15 protein-coding genes are annotated in these 20,685 nt (G+C 69.5%); 11 read left to right on the plus strand and 4 right to left on the minus strand.

Translation table 11 applies throughout. The features are described 5' to 3' along the window. Window positions 1–87: 87 nt before the first annotated feature. The 3 genes from VGU03_RS13650 (at window position 88) to VGU03_RS13660 (ending at window position 5,133) form a co-directional block, all read left to right on the plus strand. A complete protein-coding gene (locus VGU03_RS13650; protein WP_327481411.1) occupies window positions 88–1,680 on the plus strand; it encodes a tetratricopeptide repeat-containing sulfotransferase family protein in 1,593 nt (530 codons plus the stop codon). 57 nt (window positions 1,681–1,737) lie between these two features. Beyond that, entirely contained in the window at window positions 1,738–3,426 is a 1,689-nt protein-coding gene (locus VGU03_RS13655) for a tetratricopeptide repeat-containing sulfotransferase family protein (RefSeq protein WP_327481413.1), read from the plus strand. 99 nt (window positions 3,427–3,525) lie between these two features. Beyond that, window positions 3,526–5,133, plus strand: coding sequence for a tetratricopeptide repeat-containing sulfotransferase family protein (locus tag VGU03_RS13660; RefSeq protein WP_327482114.1), 1,608 nt, complete (start codon window positions 3,526–3,528; stop codon window positions 5,131–5,133). Window positions 5,134–5,174: 41 nt separating this feature from the next. Here VGU03_RS13660 and VGU03_RS13665 read toward each other — a convergent pair whose 3' ends face one another. Then, window positions 5,175–5,927 carry a GntR family transcriptional regulator gene (locus tag VGU03_RS13665; RefSeq protein ID WP_327481415.1) on the minus strand — a complete coding sequence of 251 codons (753 nt, stop codon included), beginning with the start codon at window positions 5,925–5,927 and terminating at the stop codon, window positions 5,175–5,177. A gap of 160 nt (window positions 5,928–6,087) precedes the next feature. Here VGU03_RS13665 and zwf point away from each other — a divergent pair, with 160 nt between their 5' ends. The 4 genes from zwf (at window position 6,088) to eda (ending at window position 10,852) form a co-directional block, all read left to right on the plus strand. Then, window positions 6,088–7,554 carry a glucose-6-phosphate dehydrogenase gene (zwf, locus tag VGU03_RS13670; RefSeq protein ID WP_327481417.1) on the plus strand — a complete coding sequence of 489 codons (1,467 nt, stop codon included), beginning with the start codon at window positions 6,088–6,090 and terminating at the stop codon, window positions 7,552–7,554. 76 nt (window positions 7,555–7,630) lie between these two features. Beyond that, on the plus strand, window positions 7,631–8,326 hold the full coding sequence (gene pgl, locus VGU03_RS13675; protein WP_327481419.1) for a 6-phosphogluconolactonase: 696 nt from the start codon (window positions 7,631–7,633) through the stop codon (window positions 8,324–8,326). Window positions 8,327–8,378: 52 nt separating this feature from the next. After that, entirely contained in the window at window positions 8,379–10,193 is a 1,815-nt protein-coding gene (edd, locus tag VGU03_RS13680; protein WP_327481421.1) for a phosphogluconate dehydratase, read from the plus strand. Continuing rightward, window positions 10,193–10,852, plus strand: coding sequence for a bifunctional 4-hydroxy-2-oxoglutarate aldolase/2-dehydro-3-deoxy-phosphogluconate aldolase (gene eda, locus VGU03_RS13685; RefSeq protein WP_327481422.1), 660 nt, complete (start codon window positions 10,193–10,195; stop codon window positions 10,850–10,852). The genes edd and eda overlap by 1 nt, the downstream gene beginning before the upstream one ends. A 23-nt stretch (window positions 10,853–10,875) precedes the next feature. On the opposite strand, the gene VGU03_RS13690 is transcribed toward eda, so the two are convergent. Both VGU03_RS13690 and VGU03_RS13695 read right to left on the minus strand, forming a co-directional pair. Further along, entirely contained in the window at window positions 10,876–11,184 is a 309-nt protein-coding gene (locus VGU03_RS13690) for a DUF1272 domain-containing protein (protein WP_327481424.1), read from the minus strand. A 210-nt stretch (window positions 11,185–11,394) separates the two neighbouring features. Further along, window positions 11,395–11,787, minus strand: a complete 393-nt coding sequence (locus tag VGU03_RS13695; RefSeq protein ID WP_327481426.1) for a rhodanese-like domain-containing protein — start codon at window positions 11,785–11,787, stop codon at window positions 11,395–11,397. 79 nt (window positions 11,788–11,866) lie between these two features. Between VGU03_RS13695 and ftrA the strand changes: the two genes are divergently transcribed. The 4 genes from ftrA to VGU03_RS13715 all read left to right on the plus strand — a co-directional run bounded on the left by ftrA (window position 11,867) and on the right by VGU03_RS13715 (window position 15,945). Further along, window positions 11,867–12,874 (plus strand): transcriptional regulator FtrA, encoded by a 1,008-nt coding sequence (gene ftrA, locus VGU03_RS13700; protein WP_327481428.1) that lies wholly within the window; start codon window positions 11,867–11,869, stop codon window positions 12,872–12,874. Continuing rightward, entirely contained in the window at window positions 12,871–13,734 is an 864-nt protein-coding gene (locus VGU03_RS13705) for an EamA/RhaT family transporter (protein WP_327481430.1), read from the plus strand. Before ftrA ends, VGU03_RS13705 begins: the two co-directional genes overlap by 4 nt. Before the next feature lie 76 nt (window positions 13,735–13,810). Further along, window positions 13,811–15,409, plus strand: coding sequence for a S10 family peptidase (locus VGU03_RS13710; RefSeq protein ID WP_327481432.1), 1,599 nt, complete (start codon window positions 13,811–13,813; stop codon window positions 15,407–15,409). Window positions 15,410–15,573: 164 nt separating this feature from the next. Beyond that, entirely contained in the window at window positions 15,574–15,945 is a 372-nt protein-coding gene (locus tag VGU03_RS13715) for a nuclear transport factor 2 family protein (RefSeq protein WP_327481434.1), read from the plus strand. A 13-nt stretch (window positions 15,946–15,958) separates the two neighbouring features. On the opposite strand, the gene VGU03_RS13720 is transcribed toward VGU03_RS13715, so the two are convergent. Then, window positions 15,959–20,578 carry a DEAD/DEAH box helicase gene (locus VGU03_RS13720; RefSeq protein ID WP_327481436.1) on the minus strand — a complete coding sequence of 1,540 codons (4,620 nt, stop codon included), beginning with the start codon at window positions 20,576–20,578 and terminating at the stop codon, window positions 15,959–15,961. Window positions 20,579–20,685: the final 107 nt, after the last annotated feature.

The following is a 20,685-nucleotide window of genomic DNA, read 5'->3' on the forward strand; positions in this document are numbered from 1 at the left end:
GATCGCATTGGCACGGATAGTCGTCCGTGTCACCCAGGAGCAAGACCAACAGCTCGCAAAGGCTTTGCGCGACGTTACCATGCCTTCATGAATCTGCTTCCCTCGGCGGAGGAAGTGCGCCTTCGCAGACTCGCTCGACAGCACGCCGATGGCGGACAGTGGGAGGCCGCGCAAGCGGCCCTGGAGCTGCTTGCCCGGCAAGCGCCGAACGATGTCACCGTGCTGGTCGATCTGGCCGATGTTTTGTTCAGGCGCGGAAGACTGCGCCAGGCCGCCACGGCGGTTATGCAGGTCGCACGTCGCCTGCCACGGGACGGCTTGCTGATCATCGGGGTGGCCAAACGCCTTGTTGCCTTCGGCGAGATCCTGGCTGCCCGCGCCTGCCTGGATCTCCTGGCCCAGGCTCCCGCGCCACCCGCGGATCTGCTCGTTGCGCAGGCGCACCTGCGCTTCAGCCTAGGTGAGATAGCGGCGGCGAAAACCCTGGTCGAAAAAGCCATCGTGGCTGGCGCAGATTCGCCGGAAGCGCTGCAGCTGCACGCGATGCTGCTCCACTTCACCGGCGACATCGAGCAAGCGCAGTGCGTGCTCGAATCATGCCTCGAACGCTGGCCGCATTTCGGCGATGCGGCGATGGCGTTGGTGAACTTGCGCAAGCAGCAGCCGGAAAGCCACAGGCTGGAATGGTGGCGGGGAAGGTTGCGACAGCTGCCCGACAACGAGGCGGATCCGTCGGCCATGTTCATACGTGCGGAGTTCGAATACGCGCAGTTCAAGACGCTGGACGATCTGGAACGCTACGACGAGGCCTGGCCCGCCCTGGCGCGATGCAACGCCATCATGCGCAAGCTCAATCCGTACGACGCAGCTGCCGAAGCCGCCATCACGGACGCGCTAATGCACCTGTCGCTGTCGTCAGGCCAGGCCAATGAGCCCCAAGGTCCAACACCCATCTTCATTGTCGGCATGCCGCGATCCGGTACTACCTTGCTGGATCGCATGCTGTCGGCCCACTCGCAGGTCGCTTCCGCTGGCGAGATCATCGACTTCTGGCGGCAACTTCACTGGGCGGCGGACGTAGCGCCGGCGCAGTCGCAACAATTGCTGGAGGTCATCCGGCGCAGCGCCGGGCTGGACTACGCCGAGCTGGGTGCGCGCTACCTCAAGCAGACGCAATGGCGTGCCCAGGGGCGTGCGTACTACATAGACAAGCTACCGGCCAACATCCAGATGGTCGCCTTCATCCGCAAGGCGTTGCCGCACGCACCGATCCTGCACATGGTGCGCGACCCGGTCGATACCTGCTTCTCCAACTTCAAGGCGATGTTCGGCAACATTTCCCCGTACAGCTATGACCAGCAGGCGTTGGCGCACTACTACGGGCAATATGCCCGCCTCGCTCGGCATTGGCATGCCCGCTTTCCCGGCGCCATGCTGGACGTACATTACGCTGAGTTGGTTCGCGATCCCGGGAACGCGATACGTCGGGTGCTGGCGCACTGTGGATTGGCCATGGAGGAGGGCTGCCTGCGCCCGGAACGCAATGCCGCGCCGGTCGCCACGCCGAGCAGCGCTCAAGTGCGTGAAGCAATCCATACCCGCAGTCTCGACCAGTGGCGCAACTATGAAAAGCAGCTGCATCCCCTTCGCCAGGCGCTCGATGGATACCTCGGTTCCTGAGACGGCCGTACTGCGGCAGCATGCGCCATGCCGTGGCGGCGAGGTACTTCGACATGCATGCGCGATGCTGCAAGCGCCGCGCTGCAGCAGGGCTTGTCGCCGATGAACTCGGATCACGCGGCCCCGGAAAGCCGCCTGCGCCATCGAGCCAGACAATATGTGGCGAATGGTTTATTGGATGCTGCCCAGGTCACTCTTGAGGCGCTCCTGGAACAGGAGCCGGGCGACGGCCACGCGCGCATGGACCTGGTGGACGTGCTGCTGAGGCGGGGGCAATTGCACGCCGCGACCCACCAGTTGCTGCGGCTTGCGACGATGGATGTTCTCGACGTCAGACTCATGGTCCAGGCCGTGCGGAGGCTGTACTTCAACGGGGAGATCCTCGCCGCACGGGCTTGCCTGGATCGTCTTGAACTAGTGTCCAATCCCTCGGCCGCGATGTTGGCGGAGCTGGCACAGCTGCGATGGATGCTCGGGGAGCTGCCGGCGGCAAAGGCATGGATGGACCGGGCCATCGAGGCCGGTATCCAAACGCCCGATGCCTGCTACCTGCAGGCGATGCTGGCGCAGTTCACGGGCGACACCCGCCGAGCCCGCGATGTGCTCGAAGCCAGCTTGCGCCGGTGGCCAGGCTTCGGTGACGCCGCGGTGGCGCTGGCGAATGCCCGCCGGCAGACGGCGCGGGCCAATGATCTGGATCTGTTGTACGAGCAACTGGGGCAACTCCCGGCGGGCGGCAGATCGGTTGAGGTTATGGCGGCCCGCGCATCGTTCGAGTCCGCGTTGTTCAAGGAGCTGGACGATCTCGGGCGCCACGAGGAAGCGTGGCAAGCGCTGGCGCGCAGCAATGCGCTCATGCATGCGGTCAGTCCCTATGACGCGACCGGCGAAGCGGCCGTGACCGATGCCATCCTGCGTGCGGCCGAGACGCTCGCTGCTACCCGAGTCGCCGTGCCACCAGCTTTCGACGGCCCTACGCCGATCTTCATCGTGGGCCTGCCCCGTTCCGGCACGACCCTGCTCGATCGCATGCTTTCGAATCATTCGCAGGTGGCGTCAGCCGGCGAGATCAACGATTTCCGGCGTCAACTGCGCTGGATGACGGACGTGCCCCCGAGCGGAGTTGCCGGGATGGTGCTGGCGCAGCAGCGCAGCACGAAGCTTGATTTCGCGGAACTGGGCGCACGTTATCTGCGCCAGACGCAATGGCGCGCGCAAGGCCGGCGGTTCTACGTCGACAAACTGCCGATAAATATCCGCATGGTTCATCTCATCCGCCGGGCCTTGCCGCACGCACCGATCCTGCACATGGTCCGGGAGCCGATGGACGTGTGCTTCTCCAACCTCAAGGCCATGCTCGGGCCCGCCTCCGCCTACAGCTACGACATGCAGGCCCTCGCCCATTACTACGATCTGTACGCGCGCCTTGCCGAGCATTGGCATGCCAGCATGCCAGGCGCGATGCTCGATGTGCCCTACGACGCGCTGGTGAGCGATCCGGCAGCCACCCTGCACCGGGTTCTGGAGTACTGCAGACTGCACGATGAGGAAGCCTGCCTCTTTCCCGAAAGCAACGCTTCACCGGTGGCGACGCCCAGCAGCGTTCAGGTGCGCGAACCGATTCACACGCGCGCCCTGGGCGAGTGGCGGCACTATGCCAAGCAACTGGAACCGCTGCGTCTGGCACTTGGCGATCGGGCGCGTCTGCTACGGCGCGAACGACTTCCGCATGCCGGCGGTGGTTGATGTTCGCTCGACGCCGCGGCAGTGGAAATTGCTGTCGGGCGTGATGTCGGCCGGACCCCGCCTTGCTACATTGTTCAGCCATCCTCTGCCATGTCGACCATGCATACTGCGGACACCAAGGCGGCCCTCGGGCAGCTTCGCCATCGGGCTCAGCAAGCCATGGGTGCCGGCCAGTGGGCGGAAGCGCAGCTCGCGCTGCAGTCCCTCCTGCATTGCGAGCCTGGCGACGTTCCAGCACGCATGGCCCTCGCCGACGCGATCCTCGCGCAGGGACGGATGCGTGAGGCTACCGGGCAAATGCTGCAAGCCATCCCGTTGCTGCCCAACGATGCCGCCCTGATCGTGCAACTGGCGTGGCGCCTGTCCATGAACGGCGAGATCCTGGGGGCCCGGGCCTGCCTGGAACATCTCGGACGCGCTCCCCACCCGCCGGCCGAAGTCCTCAGCGAGCAGGCGCACCTTTACTGGATGCTGGGGCAGATACCGGAAGCGCGTGCATGCATGGACCGGGCGGTGGCGTTGGGGATCGACACCGATGGCGAGTACTACCTAAATGCCATGCTTTACCAGTTCCTCGGCAGGATCGACGAAGCCGAGGCGGTCCTGAAGACATGCCTGCAACGTTGGCCGGCCCACGGCGATGCGGCAGTCATCCTGGCGAACCTGCGCAGGCAGACGCCAGCGTCGAACCATCTGGACACTTTCCTCCAATCGCTCGGCCGCATTCCGCAGCAGAGCAAAAGCGCCCGCGACCTGTTTGCGCGCGCTGAATTCGAGTCAGCCATTTTCAAAGTGCACGATGACTGCGGCCGCTACGAGGAGGCCTGGTCGGCGCTGGCGCGCAGCAACGCCCTCATGCGCGAGCTCCTGCCCTACGACGCGGCGGGCGAGGAGGCGCTGACCGACGCGTTGATCGCAGCTTCGCAGGTCCTGCCGGCGACGAGCCAGGCGGCCATTGACGGCCCTACGCCGATCTTCATCGTCGGCCTGCCCCGTTCCGGCTCGACCCTGCTCGACCAGATGCTTTCCAACCATTCGCAGGTGGTTTCCGCCGGCGAGATCATGGATCTCCAGCGACAGTTCCACTGGATGGCCGATATCTCGCCGAGAAGCGCGCGAGGCATGCTAACGGCGGTCGAACGCAGCCCCGGCATGGATCTAGCGGAGCTGGGGGAGCGCTACCTGCAGCAGACCCGGTGGCGTGCGCAGGGTCGCCGCTTCTACGTCGACAAGCTGCCAGTCAATGTGCGGATGGTTCCGTTCATCCGCCGCGCGTTGCCGCATGCGCCGATCCTGCACCTGGTCCGTGATCCGATGGACGTGTGCTATTCCAACCTGAAGGTCATGTTCGGCAAGGCGTCTGCCTACTGCTACGACCAGCAAGCGCTCGCCCACTACTACGGCCAGTACGCGCGTCTGACCGACCATTGGCGGGCCAGCATGCCTGATGCCATGCTCGAGGTTTCCTACGCGGCGCTGGTGAACGAGCCGGAGGCGACCATGCGCCAGGTGCTGCAGTACTGCGGGCTGGCCATGGAAGGGGATTGCCTGCATCCGGAGCGGAACCTGGCGCCCGTGGCCACGCCGAGCAGCGTCCAGGTCCGCGAACCGGTCCATGCCCGCAGCCTTGGCCAGTGGCGTCGATATGCGGAGCATCTGGAGTCGTTACGGCTGGCGCTCGCCAAGCAAGGCATCGCTACGGAATAAGCCGGAGCGCGTGGCACGGGCAGGCGGTACCGCGCGTTTGCTCAGTCCGTGTGCAGCTCCGCCACGAAATCGTAGATGTCGCCGCGATACCACGACGTGGTGAATTCCACCACGCGGCCGTCGTCGAGGAAGCTGCGCCGTTCGATGCTCAGGCCCGCGCTGCCGACGGGCACGTGCAGCAGGCGGGCGTGCTGTGCGCCCAGGGAGACGGCGCGCAGGCGCTGCAGGGCGCGCCGTGGGCGGGCGTTGCGCCGTTCCAGCGCCTCGTAGAGCGAGTCGTGCACGAGCAGGGGGTCGGGCAGCACGCTGGCGGGCACCACGCTGCGTTCGATCGCCAGCGGTTCGTCGACGGCGTAGCGCACGCGGTGCAGGCGCACCACCGCGGCTCCGGGCGAGAGGTTCATCGCCATCGCCTCTTCCGGCGTCACCTCGCCGATGCCGCGCTCGAAGAACTCCGAGCGCGGGTTGAGACCGCGCGCGCGCAAGTCCTCGGTGAAGCTGGTCAGCCGCGACATCGGCTTGACGATGCGTTCGGCGACGAAGGTGCCGGCGCCGTGGCGCTGGGTCAGCAGACCCTCTTCGACCAGGCCGGCGATGGCCTTGCGCACGGTCACGCGCGAGAGGCCCAGCACCTGCGACAGGTCGCGCTCGCTGGGCAGCGCCTGGCCTGGCTCGATGTCGCGATGCTCGACCACGGTGCGGATCGCCCGGCGCAGGCGCAGGTAGGCCAGCGGCTGGCGCGTCTCCGGGCTTTCGCAGAGGCGGCGGTATTCGGCGGCGAGCGCGGTCTCCATGCCAGGCACGATACCAATCCAGCACCATTTGCAGCAAGCCGGCATGAAAACGTATGCATGCCATCGACGTAAGGCTGTGTAATCTGGTATTTCACTGGTACGATCCCGGCAACCCAGCGGGCCCCACGGCCCGCCTCCTCCAAGCAATCGAGGTGAACCCGTGACGGCTTCCTCCCCGCCCGTCGATCCGTTCGACCTGGTAATTTTCGGCGGCACCGGCGATCTCGCCCTGCGCAAGCTGCTGCCGGCCTTGTTCCACCGGTTCGCCGAAGGCCAGGTGCCGCCTAGCAGCCGCATCATCGGCGTGGCGCGCGAGGGCCTGGACGATGCCGGCTACCGCGCGCTGGTGCGCGACGTGCTGGCCGACGGCGGCGCCGTGCCCGAGCGGATCGACACGTTCCTGTCGCAGCTCAACTACCTGCCGCTGGATGCACGCAAGGACGAGGGCTGGGACGCGTTCGCCGCGCTGGTGAACGAGCAGCCCGAGCACGTCCGTGTGTTCTACCTGTCCACCTCGCCGGAGCTTTTCGTCGACATCTGCAACCGCCTGGGCGCCCAAGGCCTCAACGGGCCCAACGCGCGGGTGGTGCTGGAAAAGCCGATCGGCCGCGACCTGGCCAGCGCGATGCGGATCATCGAGGCGGTCGGGCGCGTGTTTTCCGAGGCGCAGACCTTCCGCATCGACCACTACCTGGGCAAGGAGACGGTGCAGAACCTGCTGGCGCTGCGCTTCGGCAACGCGTTGTTCGAGCCGCTGTGGAACGCTGGCCACATCGACCACGTGCAGATCACCGTGGCCGAAACTCTCGGGCTGGGCCGCCGCGCCGGCTACTACGACCATGCCGGCGCGCTGCGCGACATGGTGCAGAACCACATGCTGCAGCTGTTGTGCATGGTCGCGATGGAGCCGCCGGCGTCGCTCTCGCCCGACGCCGTGCGCGACGAAAAGCTCAAGGTGCTGCATGCGCTCAAGCCGATCGACATGCGCAACGCCTCGCAGCTGACCGTGCGCGGCCAGTACAAGGCGGGCGCGATCGACGGCGAGCGCGTTCCCGGTTACCTGGAGGAGCTGGAGAACGGCCAGTCCAACACCGAGACCTTCGTGGCCCTGAAGGCCGAGATCGCCAACTGGCGCTGGGCCGGCGTGCCGTTCTACCTGCGCACCGGCAAGCGCCTGGCCACGCGGCTGTCGGAGATCGTGGTGGCGTTCAAGTCGGTGCCGCATTCGATCTTCGACGCTTCCGCCGGCCCGCTCGCGCACAACCGGCTGGTGCTGCGGCTGCAGCCGGACGAAGGCGTCAAGCTGTGGCTGACCATCAAGCATCCGGGCCCCGGCGGCCTGCGCCTGCGCCACGTGCCGCTGGACATGAGCTTCGTCGAGGCCTTCGGCGTGCAGCAGCCCGATGCCTACGAGCGGTTGCTGCTCGACGTGGTGCGCGGCAATCCCACGCTGTTCATGCGCCGCGACGAGGTGGAGGCGGCCTGGCGCTGGATCGACCCGATCCTGGGAGCGTGGGCCGCCGTCGGCGAGCCGCCACGGCCCTATGCCGCCGGCAGCTGGGGGCCGAGTGCAGCGGTCGCGCTGATCGAGCGCGACGGGCGGACCTGGAACGAGGACAGCGAATGATCCGGGGCATGCCGTGTAGCCGCACCGTGGCGGTGCGCCCTGCCGTTCGCTGCATCCCATGCCGGGCCGCCCGCCCGTGAACGCCCCCGGCGCCACCCTGCACGACTTCGCCGATGGCCGCGCCCTCGCCGCGGCCCTGGCCGAGCGCGTCGCCGGTTGCCTGCGTGAGGGGCTGCGTGAGCGCGGGGGCGCGCTGCTCGCCGTTTCCGGCGGCCGCACGCCGCTGCACTTCTTCGAGCAGCTCGCGCAGTCGCCGCTGGACTGGTCGAAGGTGCAGCTGACCCTGGTCGACGAGCGCTGGGTCGACGAAAACGATCCGCGCTCGAACGCGCGCCTGGTGCGCGAACACCTGCTGCGCCACGCGGCGGCCACCGCGCGGTTCGTGCCGCTGTATACCGGCGCGGCTACGCCCGAGGACGGGCTGGCCGAGGCCGACCGGCGCGTGCGTGCGCTGCCGCTGCCCTTCGACGCAGTGGTGCTCGGCATGGGCGCGGACGGCCACACCGCCTCGTTCTTCCCCGGCGGCGATCAGCTCGAGGCGGCGCTCGATCCGAACCTGCCCACAGGCGTGGTGCCGATGCGCGCGCCCGGCGCGAGCGAGCCGCGCATCACGCTGACGCTCGCCACCCTGCTCGCTACGCGCCACCTGTTCCTGCACATCGAAGGCAGGGACAAGCGCGAGGTGCTGGACCGGGCGTTGGAGAAGGCCGCGCCCTACCCGATCCGTGCGGTGCTGGAGCGCGCGCCGGTGGCGGTGTACTGGTGTCCCTGATCGTTGTTGATGGCCGGCCTGCGTTCGCCGGCATTTGCCGGAGTCGTTTGCCATGAGTTCGCTGCATCCCGTCCTCGCCGAGGTCACCGCACGCATCGCCGAACGCAGCCGCGCCAGCCGCGCGGCCTATCTCGCGCGCATCGACGCCGCGCAAAGCGATGGCCCGCATCGCGCGCAGCTCTCCTGCGGCAATCTCGCGCACGGCTTCGCCGGCTGCAGCGCGCCGGACAAGGCGGCATTGCGCGAGGGTCGCGCGCCGAACCTGGGGATAGTCACCGCCTACAACGACATGCTTTCGGCGCACCGGCCCTACGAGCGCTACCCGGCGCTGATCCGCGAGCTTGCCCGCGCCGCCGGCGCCACCGCGCAGGTCGCCGGCGGCGTGCCGGCGATGTGCGACGGCATTACCCAGGGCCGCGCCGGCATGGAGTTGTCGCTGTTCTCCCGCGACGTCATCGCCATGGCCACCGCCGTCTCGCTCTCGCACGACATGTTCGATGGCGCGCTTTACTTGGGTATATGCGACAAGATCGTGCCGGGCCTCTTGATCGGTGCGCTCAGCTTCGGCCATCTGCCGGGCGCCTTCGTGCCTTCCGGCCCGATGCCCAGCGGCATTCCCAACGAGCAGAAATCCAAGGTCCGCCAGGCCTACGCCGAGGGCAAGGCCACGCGCGCGGAATTGCTGGAAGCCGAGGCCGCCTCCTACCACAGCCCCGGCACCTGCACTTTCTACGGCACCGCCAATTCCAACCAGATGCTGATGGAGATCATGGGCCTGCAGCTGCCCGGCTCGAGCTTCGTCACGCCCGACACGCCGCTGCGCGACGCGCTGACCCGCGCGGCGGTCGAGTCGGTGATCGCCAACGCCGCCGCGTCCGCACGCATGCCGCTCGGCCGCATCGTCGACGAGCGCGCGATCGTCAACGGCGTGGTCGGCCTGCATGCCACCGGCGGCTCGACCAACCACCTGTTGCACCTGGTGGCGATGGCGCGCGCCGCCGGCATCGTGCTCAGCTGGGACGATTTCGACGCGCTGTCGGCGGTGGTGCCGCTGCTGGCGCGCGTGTACCCCAACGGCTACGCCGACGTGAACCAGTTCCACGAGGCCGGCGGCATGGCTTTTTTGATCGATCAGCTGCTCGGAATGGGCCTGCTGCATGCCGACGTGCAGACCATTGCCGGGCCTGGCCTGGCGCGCTACGCGCAGGTACCGGTGCTGGACGAAGCTGGGCGACTGGCATGGCAGCCGGTGGCCGGCGAAAGCGGCAACCGCGGCGTGCTGCGTGCCGCGCACGAGCCGTTCCGCCCCGACGGCGGCCTGCGCCTGCTCGACGGCAACCTGGGGCGCGCGGTGATCAAGATCTCCGCCGTGCCGGACGACCGCCTGCTCATCGAGGCGCCGGCCGTCGTGTTCGACGACCAGGACGCGGTGCGCGCGGCGTTCGAACGCGGCGAGCTCGATCGCGACTTCATCGCCGTGGTGCGTTTCCAGGGTCCGCAGGCGATCGGCATGCCGGAACTGCACAAGCTCACCCCTACGCTGGCCGTGCTGCAGGACCGCGGCCACCGCATCGCGCTGGTCACCGACGGGCGCATGTCCGGCGCCTCCGGCCGCGTGCCGGCGGCGATCCACGTGACGCCCGAAGCGGCCGCCGGCGGCCCGCTCGCGCGCCTGCGCGACGGCGACATGCTGCGCCTGGACGCGGCGAACGGACGCCTGGACGTCCTGGTCGACGCCGCCGAAGTGGCTGCCCGCGTCCCGGCCACCGGTAGCCAGTCCTCGCACCAGGCCGGTACCGGTCGCGAACTGTTCGCGCTGTTCCGCGCCAACGCCATGAACGCCGACCTCGGCGCCGGAGTGCTCTGATGAACCAGGCCGACAAGCAGCAAGTTATCGAACGCACGATGCGCCTCGCGCCGGTGATCCCGGTGGTGGTGATCGACGATGCCCGCGCCGCCGTGCCGATGGCGCGGGCGCTGGTCGCCGGCGGCATCCCGGCGATCGAGGTGACCCTGCGCACCGCCGCCGCGATGGAGGCCGTGCGCGCGATCGCGGCCGAGGTCGAGGGCGCGGTGGTCGGCGTCGGCACGGTGCTGGGCGAGGCCGACCTGCGCGCGGCGCAGCAGGCCGGCGCCCGCTTCGCCGTCTCGCCGGGCGCCACCACGCGATTGCTCGATGCGGCCGAGGACATCGCGCTGCCGCTGCTGCCCGGCGCGGCCACCGCCAGCGAGGCGATGGCCCTGCTCGAGCGCGGCTACCGGCACCTGAAGTTCTTTCCGGCCGTGCCTGCCGGCGGCGCGAAGCTGCTGGCCGCCTGGGCCGGCCCGTTGCCGCAGCTACGCTTCTGCCCGACCGGCGGCATCGGTGCGGCCAGCGCACCCGACTTCCTCGACCTGCCCAACGTGCTATGCGTGGGCGGCTCGTGGCTCACCCCGGCGGACAAGCTCGTCGGCGCCGACTGGGCCGGCATCGAGCAGCTCGCCCGCGCGGCGGCCGGACTGCGCCGGGCCCACGCCGGCACCTGACGGCAGGTCGGCGGATACGGCGGCTAGAGTTTCTCCGGCGGCAGCTGGCCGACCTGCGCCACCAGCGCGGCCTGCGTGGCGGTGTCGACCGGCTTGAAAATGATGCGGGTGGAGGCGGGATAGCGCCCCAGGTGGTTGCCGAGCCTCCAGTCGCGTGCGGGGCGTACCGGCCGCGCGACGAAGCCGCCGCCGCAATTCGGGCACACCCCGTGCAGCACGCGCTCCACGCAGTCGCTGCAGAAGGTGCATTCGAACGAACAGATCCGCGCATCGGTCGATGCCGGCGGCAGCGGCTTGTTGCAGTGTTCGCAGCTTGGGCGAAGTTCGAGCATGAGGCGGTTCCGAAGATGGTGGGTAGAGGCAGGGCGCGTGGATGCTACATCCATGAAGATGGCAGGCAAGCGCAGCGCGCCTGATGCCATGTCACGCCAGCAGCCCGTACCGCCGTCTGAGCGTCCCGCGCACCCAGCCGCCGGCAGAAGCGGGCCGCCTGCGCGAGGTCGGCACCGGTCGCGCGCCGCACCAGCAATCCGTCTAGGCGATCAGCCGCGCTCGAGGCCGAAGCCTTCGTCCAGCCAGCCGGTCAGCCCGCCGATCATTTCCTTGACCGGCCGGCCCAGCCGCGCCAGCTTGAGCGCGGCCTTGTTCGCGCCGTTGCAATGCGGGCCGGCGCAATAGACCACGAACAAGGTATCGGCGGGGAACTCTGCCAGGCGCGCCTCGCCGATGGTTCGCACCGGCATGTTGATCGCGCCGGGAACGTGGCCTGCCGCAAACAGCACGGGGGTGCGCACGTCCAGCAGCACGAAGTCATGTTCCTCGTGCCGGCTGGCGTACCAGACGTCGGCGCAGTCGGTCTCGAAACCCAGGCGCGCCTGGAAGTGTTCCTGCGCGAGGGCGGCGGGTGCGGCGGGGGTCTGGCTGACGACGCTCATGGAGATGCTCCGCTCGATAGGGCGCCAACAGTGTGCGCACTGGCGGCGAGCGCGGCCATTGGCGAGAATGACCATCTTCATGAAAAAGCCGCCAATCCCACCCCGCAACCTGACTGTGGTGGCGCTCGCCTACGACGGCCTGTGCACCTTCGAGTTCGGCATCGCGGTGGAGATGTTCGGCTTGCCGCGCCCGGAGTTGCCGGCCTGGTACGACTTCCGCGTCTGCGCCATCGAGCGCGGGCCGCTGCGCGCGGCCGGCGGTTTGCGCGTGCATGCCGACGGCGGGCTGGAGGCGCTGGAAGGCGCCGGTACGGTGATCGTGCCGGGCTGGCGCGGTGCCGATGCGCCGCCGCCGCCGAAACTGCTGGCCGCCCTGAGGGCCGCCCACGCCGGCGGCGCACGATTGCTCTCGTTCTGTTCCGGCGTGTTCGTGCTGGCCGCCACCGGCCTGCTGGACGGCCGCCGCGCGACCACGCACTGGCGTTACGCCGATGCGCTGTCGGCGCGCTTCCCGCGGGTGCGGGTCGAACCCGACGTACTCTACGTGGACGAGGGGAGCCTGCTGACGTCCGCCGGCAGTGCCGCGGCGCTGGACCTCTCGCTGCACCTGATCCGCCGCGACCACGGGCCGCAGGTGGCCAACCAGGTGGCGCGCCGCGCTGTGGTGCCGGCGCACCGCGACGGCGGCCAGGCGCAGTTCATCCCCTCGGCGCTGCCGGCGCAGGGCGAATCGCTGGGCGTGTTGCTGGATTGGATGCGCCGCCGCCTCGACCGTCCGTTGCCGCTGGCCGAGCTGGCTGCGCGCGCCCGCACCAGCGAGCGCACCCTGCTGCGCCGCTTCGAGGCCGCCACCGGCCGTTCGCCGCGGCAGTGGCTGATCGAGCAGCGGCTGGGCCGCGCCCGCGAGCTGCTCGAAGGCAGCCGGTTGAGTATCGAGCAGATCGCCGACCGTTGCGGTTACGGCCATGCCGACAGCCTGCGCCATCATTTCCGCCGCGCACTGGGTCTGAGCCCGGCGCGCTACCGCGAACGCTTCGCCCATCGTGCGCCGGCACGGTCCGCCCCCAACTTGCCGGAGAAGGCATGATCTATCTGCTGTTCGCCGCCCTCTGCAGCGTGCTGGTGTCGGTGCTGCTCAAGCTCGCCCGCCGGCTGGAGGTGGACGTGGGCCAAGCGATCGCCTGGAACTACGTGGCCGCGGTCGCGCTCAGCGCCTGGGCGTTCGCGCCCACCGCCTCGAGCCTGCGTGCGGCGGCAGCGGTGTGGCCGGCGTTGCTGGGGCTGGGCGTATTGCTGCCGACGATCTTCCTGGCCCTGGCCGGCTCGGTGCGCCATGCCGGCATCGTGCGCTCCGAGGTGGCCCAGCGCCTGTCGCTGATGCTGTCGCTGCTGGCCGCCTTCGTGCTGTTCGGCGAACCGTTGAGTGCGGCCAAGGCGTGGGGCGTCGCCGCGGGCCTGGCGGCGCTGGCCGGGTTGGTCTGGCGGCCTGCGCGCGGGGGCGCCGATACCGCCGCCGACGCGGCGCGCTGGCTCTTCCCTTTGCTGGTGTTCCTGGGCTTCGGCGTGATCGACGTGCTGTTCAAGCGCGTGGCGCAGGCGGGCGTGCCGCTCGGTGCCGCGCTGCTGGCGATGTTCGCGCTGGCCCTGCTGGTGAGCCTGCTGTTGCAGGGCTGGCGGCTCGCGCGCACGAACGTGCGGCTGGGGCGCCGCAGCGTGGCGGCCGGCCTGCTGCTGGGCCTGCTCAACTTCGGCAACATCCTGTTCTACCTGCGTGCGCATCAGGCACTGCCCGGCCGGCCGGCGCTGGTGTTCGCGGGCATGAACCTGGGCGTGGTGGCGTTCGGCGCGTTGGCGGGCCTGGTGCTGTTCCGCGAGCGGCTTTCGCGCCTCAACCTGGCCGGACTGGCGCTCGCGGTGGCGGCGATCGCCTTGCTGGCGCGCGGCTGAGCGTGACTTCTGGGCTGTGAACGCGCAGCAGGCGCTGCCTATGCTGGCGCTTTCACGCGTCCCGAGAGGTTACCTCATGCGCAAGCTTCCCCTGGCCGCGGCACTGGCCGCGACGCTGCTGGTCCCGGTCAGTTTCGCGGCGGACAAGGACAAGCCCCGCGCCGACGGCGACCAGGCCCAAGCGGCGCTCACCCAGCCGCAGAGCGCGCAGAGCAGCGGCTCGGTCAGCGTCGAGGGCAGGCGCATCGACTACAAGGCCGTCGCCGGCACGCTGGTGCTGCACGAGCACGGCGACCAGGCCGGCGAGCCGACCGTGAGCATGTTCTACGCCGCCTACTTCAAGCAGGGCGTCGATCCGGCCAAGCGGCCGATCACCTTCATCTACAACGGCGGCCCCGGCTCGGCCACGGTGTGGCTGCACATGGGCGCGTTCGGCACCAGGCGCGTGGTGACCAGCGACGACAGCCACACGCCGGCGGCGCCCTACCGCCTGGTCAACAACGACTACAGTCTGCTGGACGCCTCCGACCTGGTGTTCATCGACGCGCCCGGCGCGGGCTTCTCGCGGCTGATCGCCGACGACAAGGACAAGTCCAAGCGCGACGAACAGATGAAGGAGCGCAAGAAGGAGGTCTACGGCGTCGACGGCGACGGCCACGCCTTCGCGCAGTTCGTCACCCAATTCCTCTCCCGCTACGACCGTTGGAACTCGCCCAAGTACCTGTTCGGCGAAAGCTACGGAACCACCCGCTCGGCGGTGCTGGCCAACATCCTGCAAAACGAGGACAGCGTCGATCTGAACGGCGTGATCCTGCTTTCCCAGATCCTCTCCTTCGACACCAGCATCGACGGGCCCGAATTCAACCCCGGCGTCGACCTGCCCTACGCGCTGGCGCTGCCGACCTTCGCCGCCACGGCGTACTACCACCACAGGCTGCCGCAGCAGCCGGCGCAGCTGGAGCCGTTCCTGCGCGAGGTCGAACAGTACGCGCTGGGCGACTACGCCAGCGCGCTGATGCAGGGTGCGCGGCTGGACGATGCGCGCAAGCGCGCCGTCGCGCAGAAGCTGCACGAGTACACGGGACTGCCGGTCGACTACCTCGTCAAGGCGAATCTGCGCGTCAGCGGCGGCATGTTCGAGCACCAGCTGCAGTTCGACGGCGACCTGACCACCGGGCGCCTGGACAGCCGCTTCTCCGGGCCGGCGCTCGATCCGCTGGCGAAAGATTCGGAATACGACCCGCAATCCTCGGCGATCAGTTCCGCCTACGTAGCCGCCTTCAACGACTACGTGCGCCGCCAGCTCAAGTTCGGCGACGCCATGCAATACCGGCTGTTCGCCGATATCGACCACTGGGATTTCTCGCACAAGGCGCCGGGAACGCACGGCGAGGCCCTGCAGTCCTCGACCAATGTAATGCCCGACCTGGCCACCGCGATGAAGACCAATCCGGACCTCAAGGTGCTGCTCAACGGCGGCTACTACGATCTGGCCACGCCCTACTTCGCCGCCGACTACGAGATGCACCACCTGCCGATTCCGGCCGCGCTGGAGAAGAACATCTCCTATGCCTGGTACCCGTCCGGCCACATGGTCTATGCGCACGAGCAGTCGCTGAAGGCGTTGCACGACAACGTGGCGCGCTTCATCGAACAGACCGACAACGTGAAGTGAGCTGCCATCCCTCGCCCTCCGGGCGAGGGGGGGGCCGCGAAGGCGGGAGAGGATACGAGTGGAGCGGGATGCCGCCGGGCCCTCGTTCCCAATCCCTTTCCCGCGGGGAAGGGCCGGGCATCGCGAGCTTGCTATGCTGCCGAAGCCCAACACGGTAAACCCGCATGCGCGCCCTGATCGACCGCTATATAGACGCCTACAACCGACTGGACGTGGACGGCATGCTGGCCACGCTGCATCCGCAGGTGGTCTTCGAGAACATCACCGCCGGCGTCACCACGGTGCGCACGCAAGGCGTCGAGGAGTTCCGCCGCCTCGCCCAGAGCACGCTGCCGCTGTTCGCCCGCCGGCGGCAGACGATCACCCGCTACGACGAAAAGGACGGCATGGCGCACGTGGGCATCGCCTTCGAAGGCGTGTTCGCACTGGACCTGCCCAACGGGGCGCGGGCCGGCCAGCTGATCGCGCTCAACGGCCGCAGCGAGTTCCGCGTGCACGAGGGGCTGCTGATCCACATCGCCGACATCAGCGACTGACCGCCTCGGCCGGCTAGATGGCCAGGCCGAGGCCGCGCGGCTCGCTGCCGGACCGGCGCAGCAGCGCATTGCGCCAGCGCTGCTGGGCGGCGCCGTCGGCGTCCTGCAGGAACTGCGGCTTGTTGGCCACCAGCGCAGCCACCGGCACGCCGTCCTCGTACAGCACGCGGGTACCGGCAAGCGCCGGCAGCTTGTCGCCGGCCAGCACCGTGCCGACCAGGTTGAGCGGGTCGCTGCCGCTGACGCACACCAGTTGCTGCGTAGGCGCACGGTTGCGCACCGCACGCAATGCGCCGATCGCTTCGGGCAGCGCGAACTGCTCGCCGACCAGGCCCTCGACGAAGCGGCCGCCGCGGATCTCGCCGCGCGCTTCCAGCCGGTGGTACACGCGCAGCAGTTCGCGCCAGGACGGCAGCCACGGGGCTTCGCGCTCGAGCAGCTTCCAGAAGACCACGCCGTAGCGGCGAAGCAGGACACGCGCGACGTGCTCTGCTTCATCGGATTCAAGCTGGCGCGAAGCGCCTCCTTTGCCTGCTCTCCCCCCCAACCCGTCATTCGACCCCTTCGGGGCCATCTTCTCCCCCGAGGGGAGAAGGGCCGGACGAGCCAGCGACCAGCGTCCCGCATCCTCGATCTCGCTCAGCGCATGCCGCCGCGCGCGCCGGTGCGGGCGCGACTCGCGCTTGGCCGCCGGCAGCAGCAGCGCGCGCAGGCCGGCGAAGCTGTCGGCGGTGACGCGGCCTGCGGCGACCAGTTCGCCCAGCGCGTTTTCCAGTTCCGTGCGCAACAAATGCGTCAGGTCGAGCAGCTCGTCGAAGAACAGCGCGCCGTGCGCGGCCAAAGCATCGGCGACAGCCTGCGCGCGCGAGGAAAGCAGCGCCTCCTGCGGCTGCCCGTCGGCCGCCATGGCCGTCCAGACCGCCATTTGCCGCCGCGGCAGCAGCACGATCGGCGTGGCGCGCACCGGGCCCGCACTGCCGCCGCCGGCGCGCAGGCGGTTCCAGCCGAAGCGGCCGGCGCGGCACAGTTCATCCAGCCAGCGGCTGGCGTAGTCGCCCACGCGCGCGGGCAGCAGCTCGCTCTCCCACGCGCCGGCCGCCGCTTCGTAGCCTTCGAGCTGGTGCAGGGCACCGATCAGGCCATCCGGCCCCTCCATGCGGGTGTCCGGCGTCAAGTGTTGCCAGTCCGCGTAGAAGCGCAGCAGGTCGCGCCGGCTGACCGGCTCGATCTCGCGGCGCAGGCGGCCGATGGTGTAGCGATGGATGCGCGCGAGCAGATGCCGCTCGCACCACTCGATGGCGGGCGCGTCGGGGGTGAAGCGGCCCTGCATCACGTAGCCTTCGGACTGCAGGCGCAGCAGGGCCGGCTCGATGTCGGACGGCTCCACGGCAAGCGAGGTGGCAAGCGTGTCCACGGTGATCGGGCCGAGGCCGCCGAGGCGGCGGCGGATCAGTTCGAGCAGGGCGTCGTCGCGGGCCCAGGTCCGGGCGTAGTCGGGCGGGGGGCTGATCGGCGGTTGCAGCGTGGCGTCTGCGTGGACGGCATGCCAGAGCGGCAATGATTCCGCGGCGAGCCATACCGATGCGCGCTCGTGTTGGGACCTCTTCTGGCTGGCGGGAACGGCCTCCCCCTCTCCCCGATCCTCCGCCCCCGCCTGGGGCCGGGGCAGAGAGGGCCGGGAGCGTGTGGCGCGGTGGTGCCTGGCCAGCGCCTCGAGCCGTTCCTGCCAGCCGGCGTTGCCGGCCACCTCGCCGGCCGTGACGAAGCCCAGCAGGGTCAGCGCCTCGTGCATCTCGTCGGCGCTGCGCACCTGCGGCCAGGCTTCCTCGCGCACGGCCGCGATCGCCTCCGGATCCAGCCGGCCCAGGTCGTCGGCGTCCTCGGCGTTCCAGCGGCGGTTCTGCACCGCCTGCGTGCGGCGTTCCTCCAGCGGCGCGTCGTCGAGGTAGGCATAGGGCGCGGCGGTGAGCACCTCGGCGGCGAGCGGGCTGGGACCCGTGAGGTCGCGCGCGACCACCCTGATGGCGCCGCTTTCTAAGCCGCGCAGCACGGCGAGCAGGCCGTCCACGTCCATCGCCTCGCGCAGACAGTCATGCAGGGTCTGGTTGACCAGCGGGTGGTCGGGGATCTGCCGCTCGCCGACGATGTTCTCCAGGCAGGCGACCTGGTCGGGAAACACGGTGGCGAGCAGGTCCTCGCTCTTCATGCGCTGGATCTGCGGCGGGGTCTTCTTGCCGCCGGTGTAGCGCGGCAGCGCCAGCGCGGTGACCGCATTCCAGCGCCAGCGCGCCGGGAACAGCGGCGCGTCCAGCAGCGCCTGCACCAGCACGTGCTCGGCGGAGTTCGAATGCAGGTAGCGCGACACCTCCTCCAGCGGGAAGCTGTGGCTGGTCGAGAGCGACAGCACGATCGCGTCCTCGGTCGCCGCCGCCTGCAGCTCGAAGTTGAACTGGCGGCAGAAGCGCTTGCGCAGCGCCAGGCCCCAGGCGCGGTTGATGCGGCTGCCGAAAGGCGTGTGGATCACCAGCTGGGTGCCGCCCGATTCGTCGAAGAAGCGCTCGAACACGATCGTGTGCTGGGTCGGCAGCACGCCCAGCGCCGCCTTGGCCCGATGCAGGTAGTCGGCCAGCTGCTGCGCGGCCGGCTCGCTCATCGACAGGGTGCCGCGCAGCCAGGCGACCGCCCCGGCCACGCCGCCGGCGTCGAGCAGCCCGCCCACCTCTTCGCGCAGGCGGGCCACGCCGTAGGAGAGCTCGTCGCTGCGCCCGGGCGCCTCGCCGAGCCAGAACGGGATGCTCGGCGGCGCGCCGTGCGCATCCTCCACGCGCAGGCGGTCGCGTTCGACGCGCAGGATGCGGTAGCTGGTGTTGCCCAGCTGGAAAACGTCGCCGGCCAGGCTCTCGACCGCGAAGTCCTCGTTGACCGAGCCGACGATGGTCGACTGCGGTTCGAGTACGACCAGGTAATCGGCGGTGTCGGGTATCGTGCCGCCGGAGGTCACCGCGGTCAGCCGGGCATTGCGGCGGGCGCGCAGCTGGCGATGTACCGCGTCGCGATGGATGTACGCCGCGCGCGCGCCGCGGCGCGTGCTGAAGCCTTCGGCGAGCATGCGCACGATGGCGTCGAACTGCTCGCGCGGCAGCGCGCGGTACGGGTGCGCGCCGCGCACCAGCGCGTACAGCGCATCCTCGTCCCATTCCTGGCAGGCGACCTCGGCGACGATCTGCTGGGCCAGCACGTCGAGTGGCTGCACGGGCTGCACCAGCGCGTCGAGTTCGCCGCGGCGCACGCAATCGAGCAGCGCCGCGCATTCGAGCAGGTCGTCCCGGCTGGTGGGAAAGAGGCGCGCCTTGGGTGTACCGCTCACCGCGTGGCCGGAACGGCCGGCGCGTTGCAGGAAGGCGGCGATCGAGCGCGGCGAAGCAAGCTGGCACACCAGATCGACGTCGCCGATGTCGATGCCGAGCTCCAGCGAGGCGGTCGCGACCAGCAGCTTGAGCTCGCCTCGTTTCAGGCGTTGCTCGGCATCGAGCCTGAGTTCCTTGGCCAGGCTGCCGTGGTGCGCGGCGACCGCGTCCTTGCCCAGCCGCTCGGCGAGATGGCGCGCGGCGCGTTCGGCCATGCGGCGGGTGTTGACGAAGACCAGCGTGGTGCGGTGTTCGCGGGCGAGCTGGGCCAGGCGCTCGTAGACGGTGTCCCAGGCGTCGTTGGACATCACCGCCTCGAGCGGTACGGGCGGCACTTCGATGGCGAGATCGCGCGCGCGGGTGTGGCCCACATCAACAATCGCGCAGCTCGTTATTTCCTTCTCCCCTCCGGGGAGAAGGCGGCCCGAAGGGTCGGATGAGGGGCCGGGGCTCGCGGGGAGGGTTGTAGGAGCGAGCTCTTGACTTGGCTGAGGCAAGACCCGCCCCTCACCCCGGCCCTCTCCCCCTTCTTTGATAAGAGCCGGGGGAGAGGACGCCTGGTCGCGCGCTCCGACCAGGAAGCGCGCCACTTCCTCGATCGGCTTCTGCGTCGCCGACAAGCCGATCCGCTGCAACGGCCGCTGGCACAGCGACTCCAGCCGCTCCAGCGACAAGGCCAGGTGCGTGCCGCGCTTGGAGTTGGCCAGCGCGTGGATCTCGTCGACGATCACCGCACGCGTGCTCTTGAGCATGGCCCGCCCCGAGGCCGAGCCCAGCAGTACGTACAGCGATTCGGGCGTGGTCACCAGGATGTGCGGGGCGAGCTTGCGCATCAGCGCGCGCTCGGCCTGCGGCGTGTCGCCGGTGCGCACGGCGGTGCGGATCGCCACGTCGGGCAGGCCTGCGGCCTGGAGCTCGGCGCGGATGCCCTCCAGCGGCGCCTCCAGGTTGATGTGGATGTCGTTGGAGAGCGCCTTCAGCGGCGAGACGTAGACCACCCGCGTCTCGTCCGGCAGCACGCCACCGGCGGCCACGCCCTCGCGCACCAGCGCATCGATCGCGGCGAGGAAGGCGGTCAGCGTCTTGCCCGAGCCGGTCGGCGCCGCCACCAGCGTGTGCGCCCCGGCATGGATGTTCGGCCAGGCGCCCACCTGCGCCGCGGTGGGCGCCGGAAAGCTGCGCTGGAACCAGCGCGCGACGACGGGATGAAAGTGACCGAGCGGCATCGCCCGATGATATAGGGGCGGGCGTCTCATACTTCGAGCGTCCCCCCGAATGCATGCCTCCTCTTCGGGTGCCTGTTCAGGACGCGGCGGGCGGGTTACGTTGCAGG

It is taken from the genome of Frateuria sp. (assembly GCF_035944355.1).
GTDB lineage: Bacteria > Pseudomonadota > Gammaproteobacteria > Xanthomonadales > Rhodanobacteraceae > Frateuria_A.

Coding starts and splice junctions, on each gene's coding strand:
- VGU03_RS13650 (WP_327481411.1), top strand. CDS start 88: ATGAATCTGCTTCCCTCGGCGGAGGAAGTGCGCCTTCGCAGACTCGCT.
- VGU03_RS13655 (WP_327481413.1), top strand. CDS start 1,738: ATGCGCGATGCTGCAAGCGCCGCGCTGCAGCAGGGCTTGTCGCCGATG.
- VGU03_RS13660 (WP_327482114.1), top strand. CDS start 3,526: ATGCATACTGCGGACACCAAGGCGGCCCTCGGGCAGCTTCGCCATCGG.
- VGU03_RS13665 (WP_327481415.1), bottom strand. CDS start 5,927: ATGGAGACCGCGCTCGCCGCCGAATACCGCCGCCTCTGCGAAAGCCCG.
- edd (WP_327481421.1), top strand. CDS start 8,379: ATGAGTTCGCTGCATCCCGTCCTCGCCGAGGTCACCGCACGCATCGCC.
- eda (WP_327481422.1), top strand. CDS start 10,193: ATGAACCAGGCCGACAAGCAGCAAGTTATCGAACGCACGATGCGCCTC.
- VGU03_RS13690 (WP_327481424.1), bottom strand. CDS start 11,184: ATGCTCGAACTTCGCCCAAGCTGCGAACACTGCAACAAGCCGCTGCCG.
- VGU03_RS13695 (WP_327481426.1), bottom strand. CDS start 11,787: ATGAGCGTCGTCAGCCAGACCCCCGCCGCACCCGCCGCCCTCGCGCAG.
- ftrA (WP_327481428.1), top strand. CDS start 11,867: ATGAAAAAGCCGCCAATCCCACCCCGCAACCTGACTGTGGTGGCGCTC.
- VGU03_RS13705 (WP_327481430.1), top strand. CDS start 12,871: ATGATCTATCTGCTGTTCGCCGCCCTCTGCAGCGTGCTGGTGTCGGTG.
- VGU03_RS13710 (WP_327481432.1), top strand. CDS start 13,811: ATGCGCAAGCTTCCCCTGGCCGCGGCACTGGCCGCGACGCTGCTGGTC.
- VGU03_RS13715 (WP_327481434.1), top strand. CDS start 15,574: ATGCGCGCCCTGATCGACCGCTATATAGACGCCTACAACCGACTGGAC.
- VGU03_RS13720 (WP_327481436.1), bottom strand. CDS start 20,578: ATGCCGCTCGGTCACTTTCATCCCGTCGTCGCGCGCTGGTTCCAGCGC.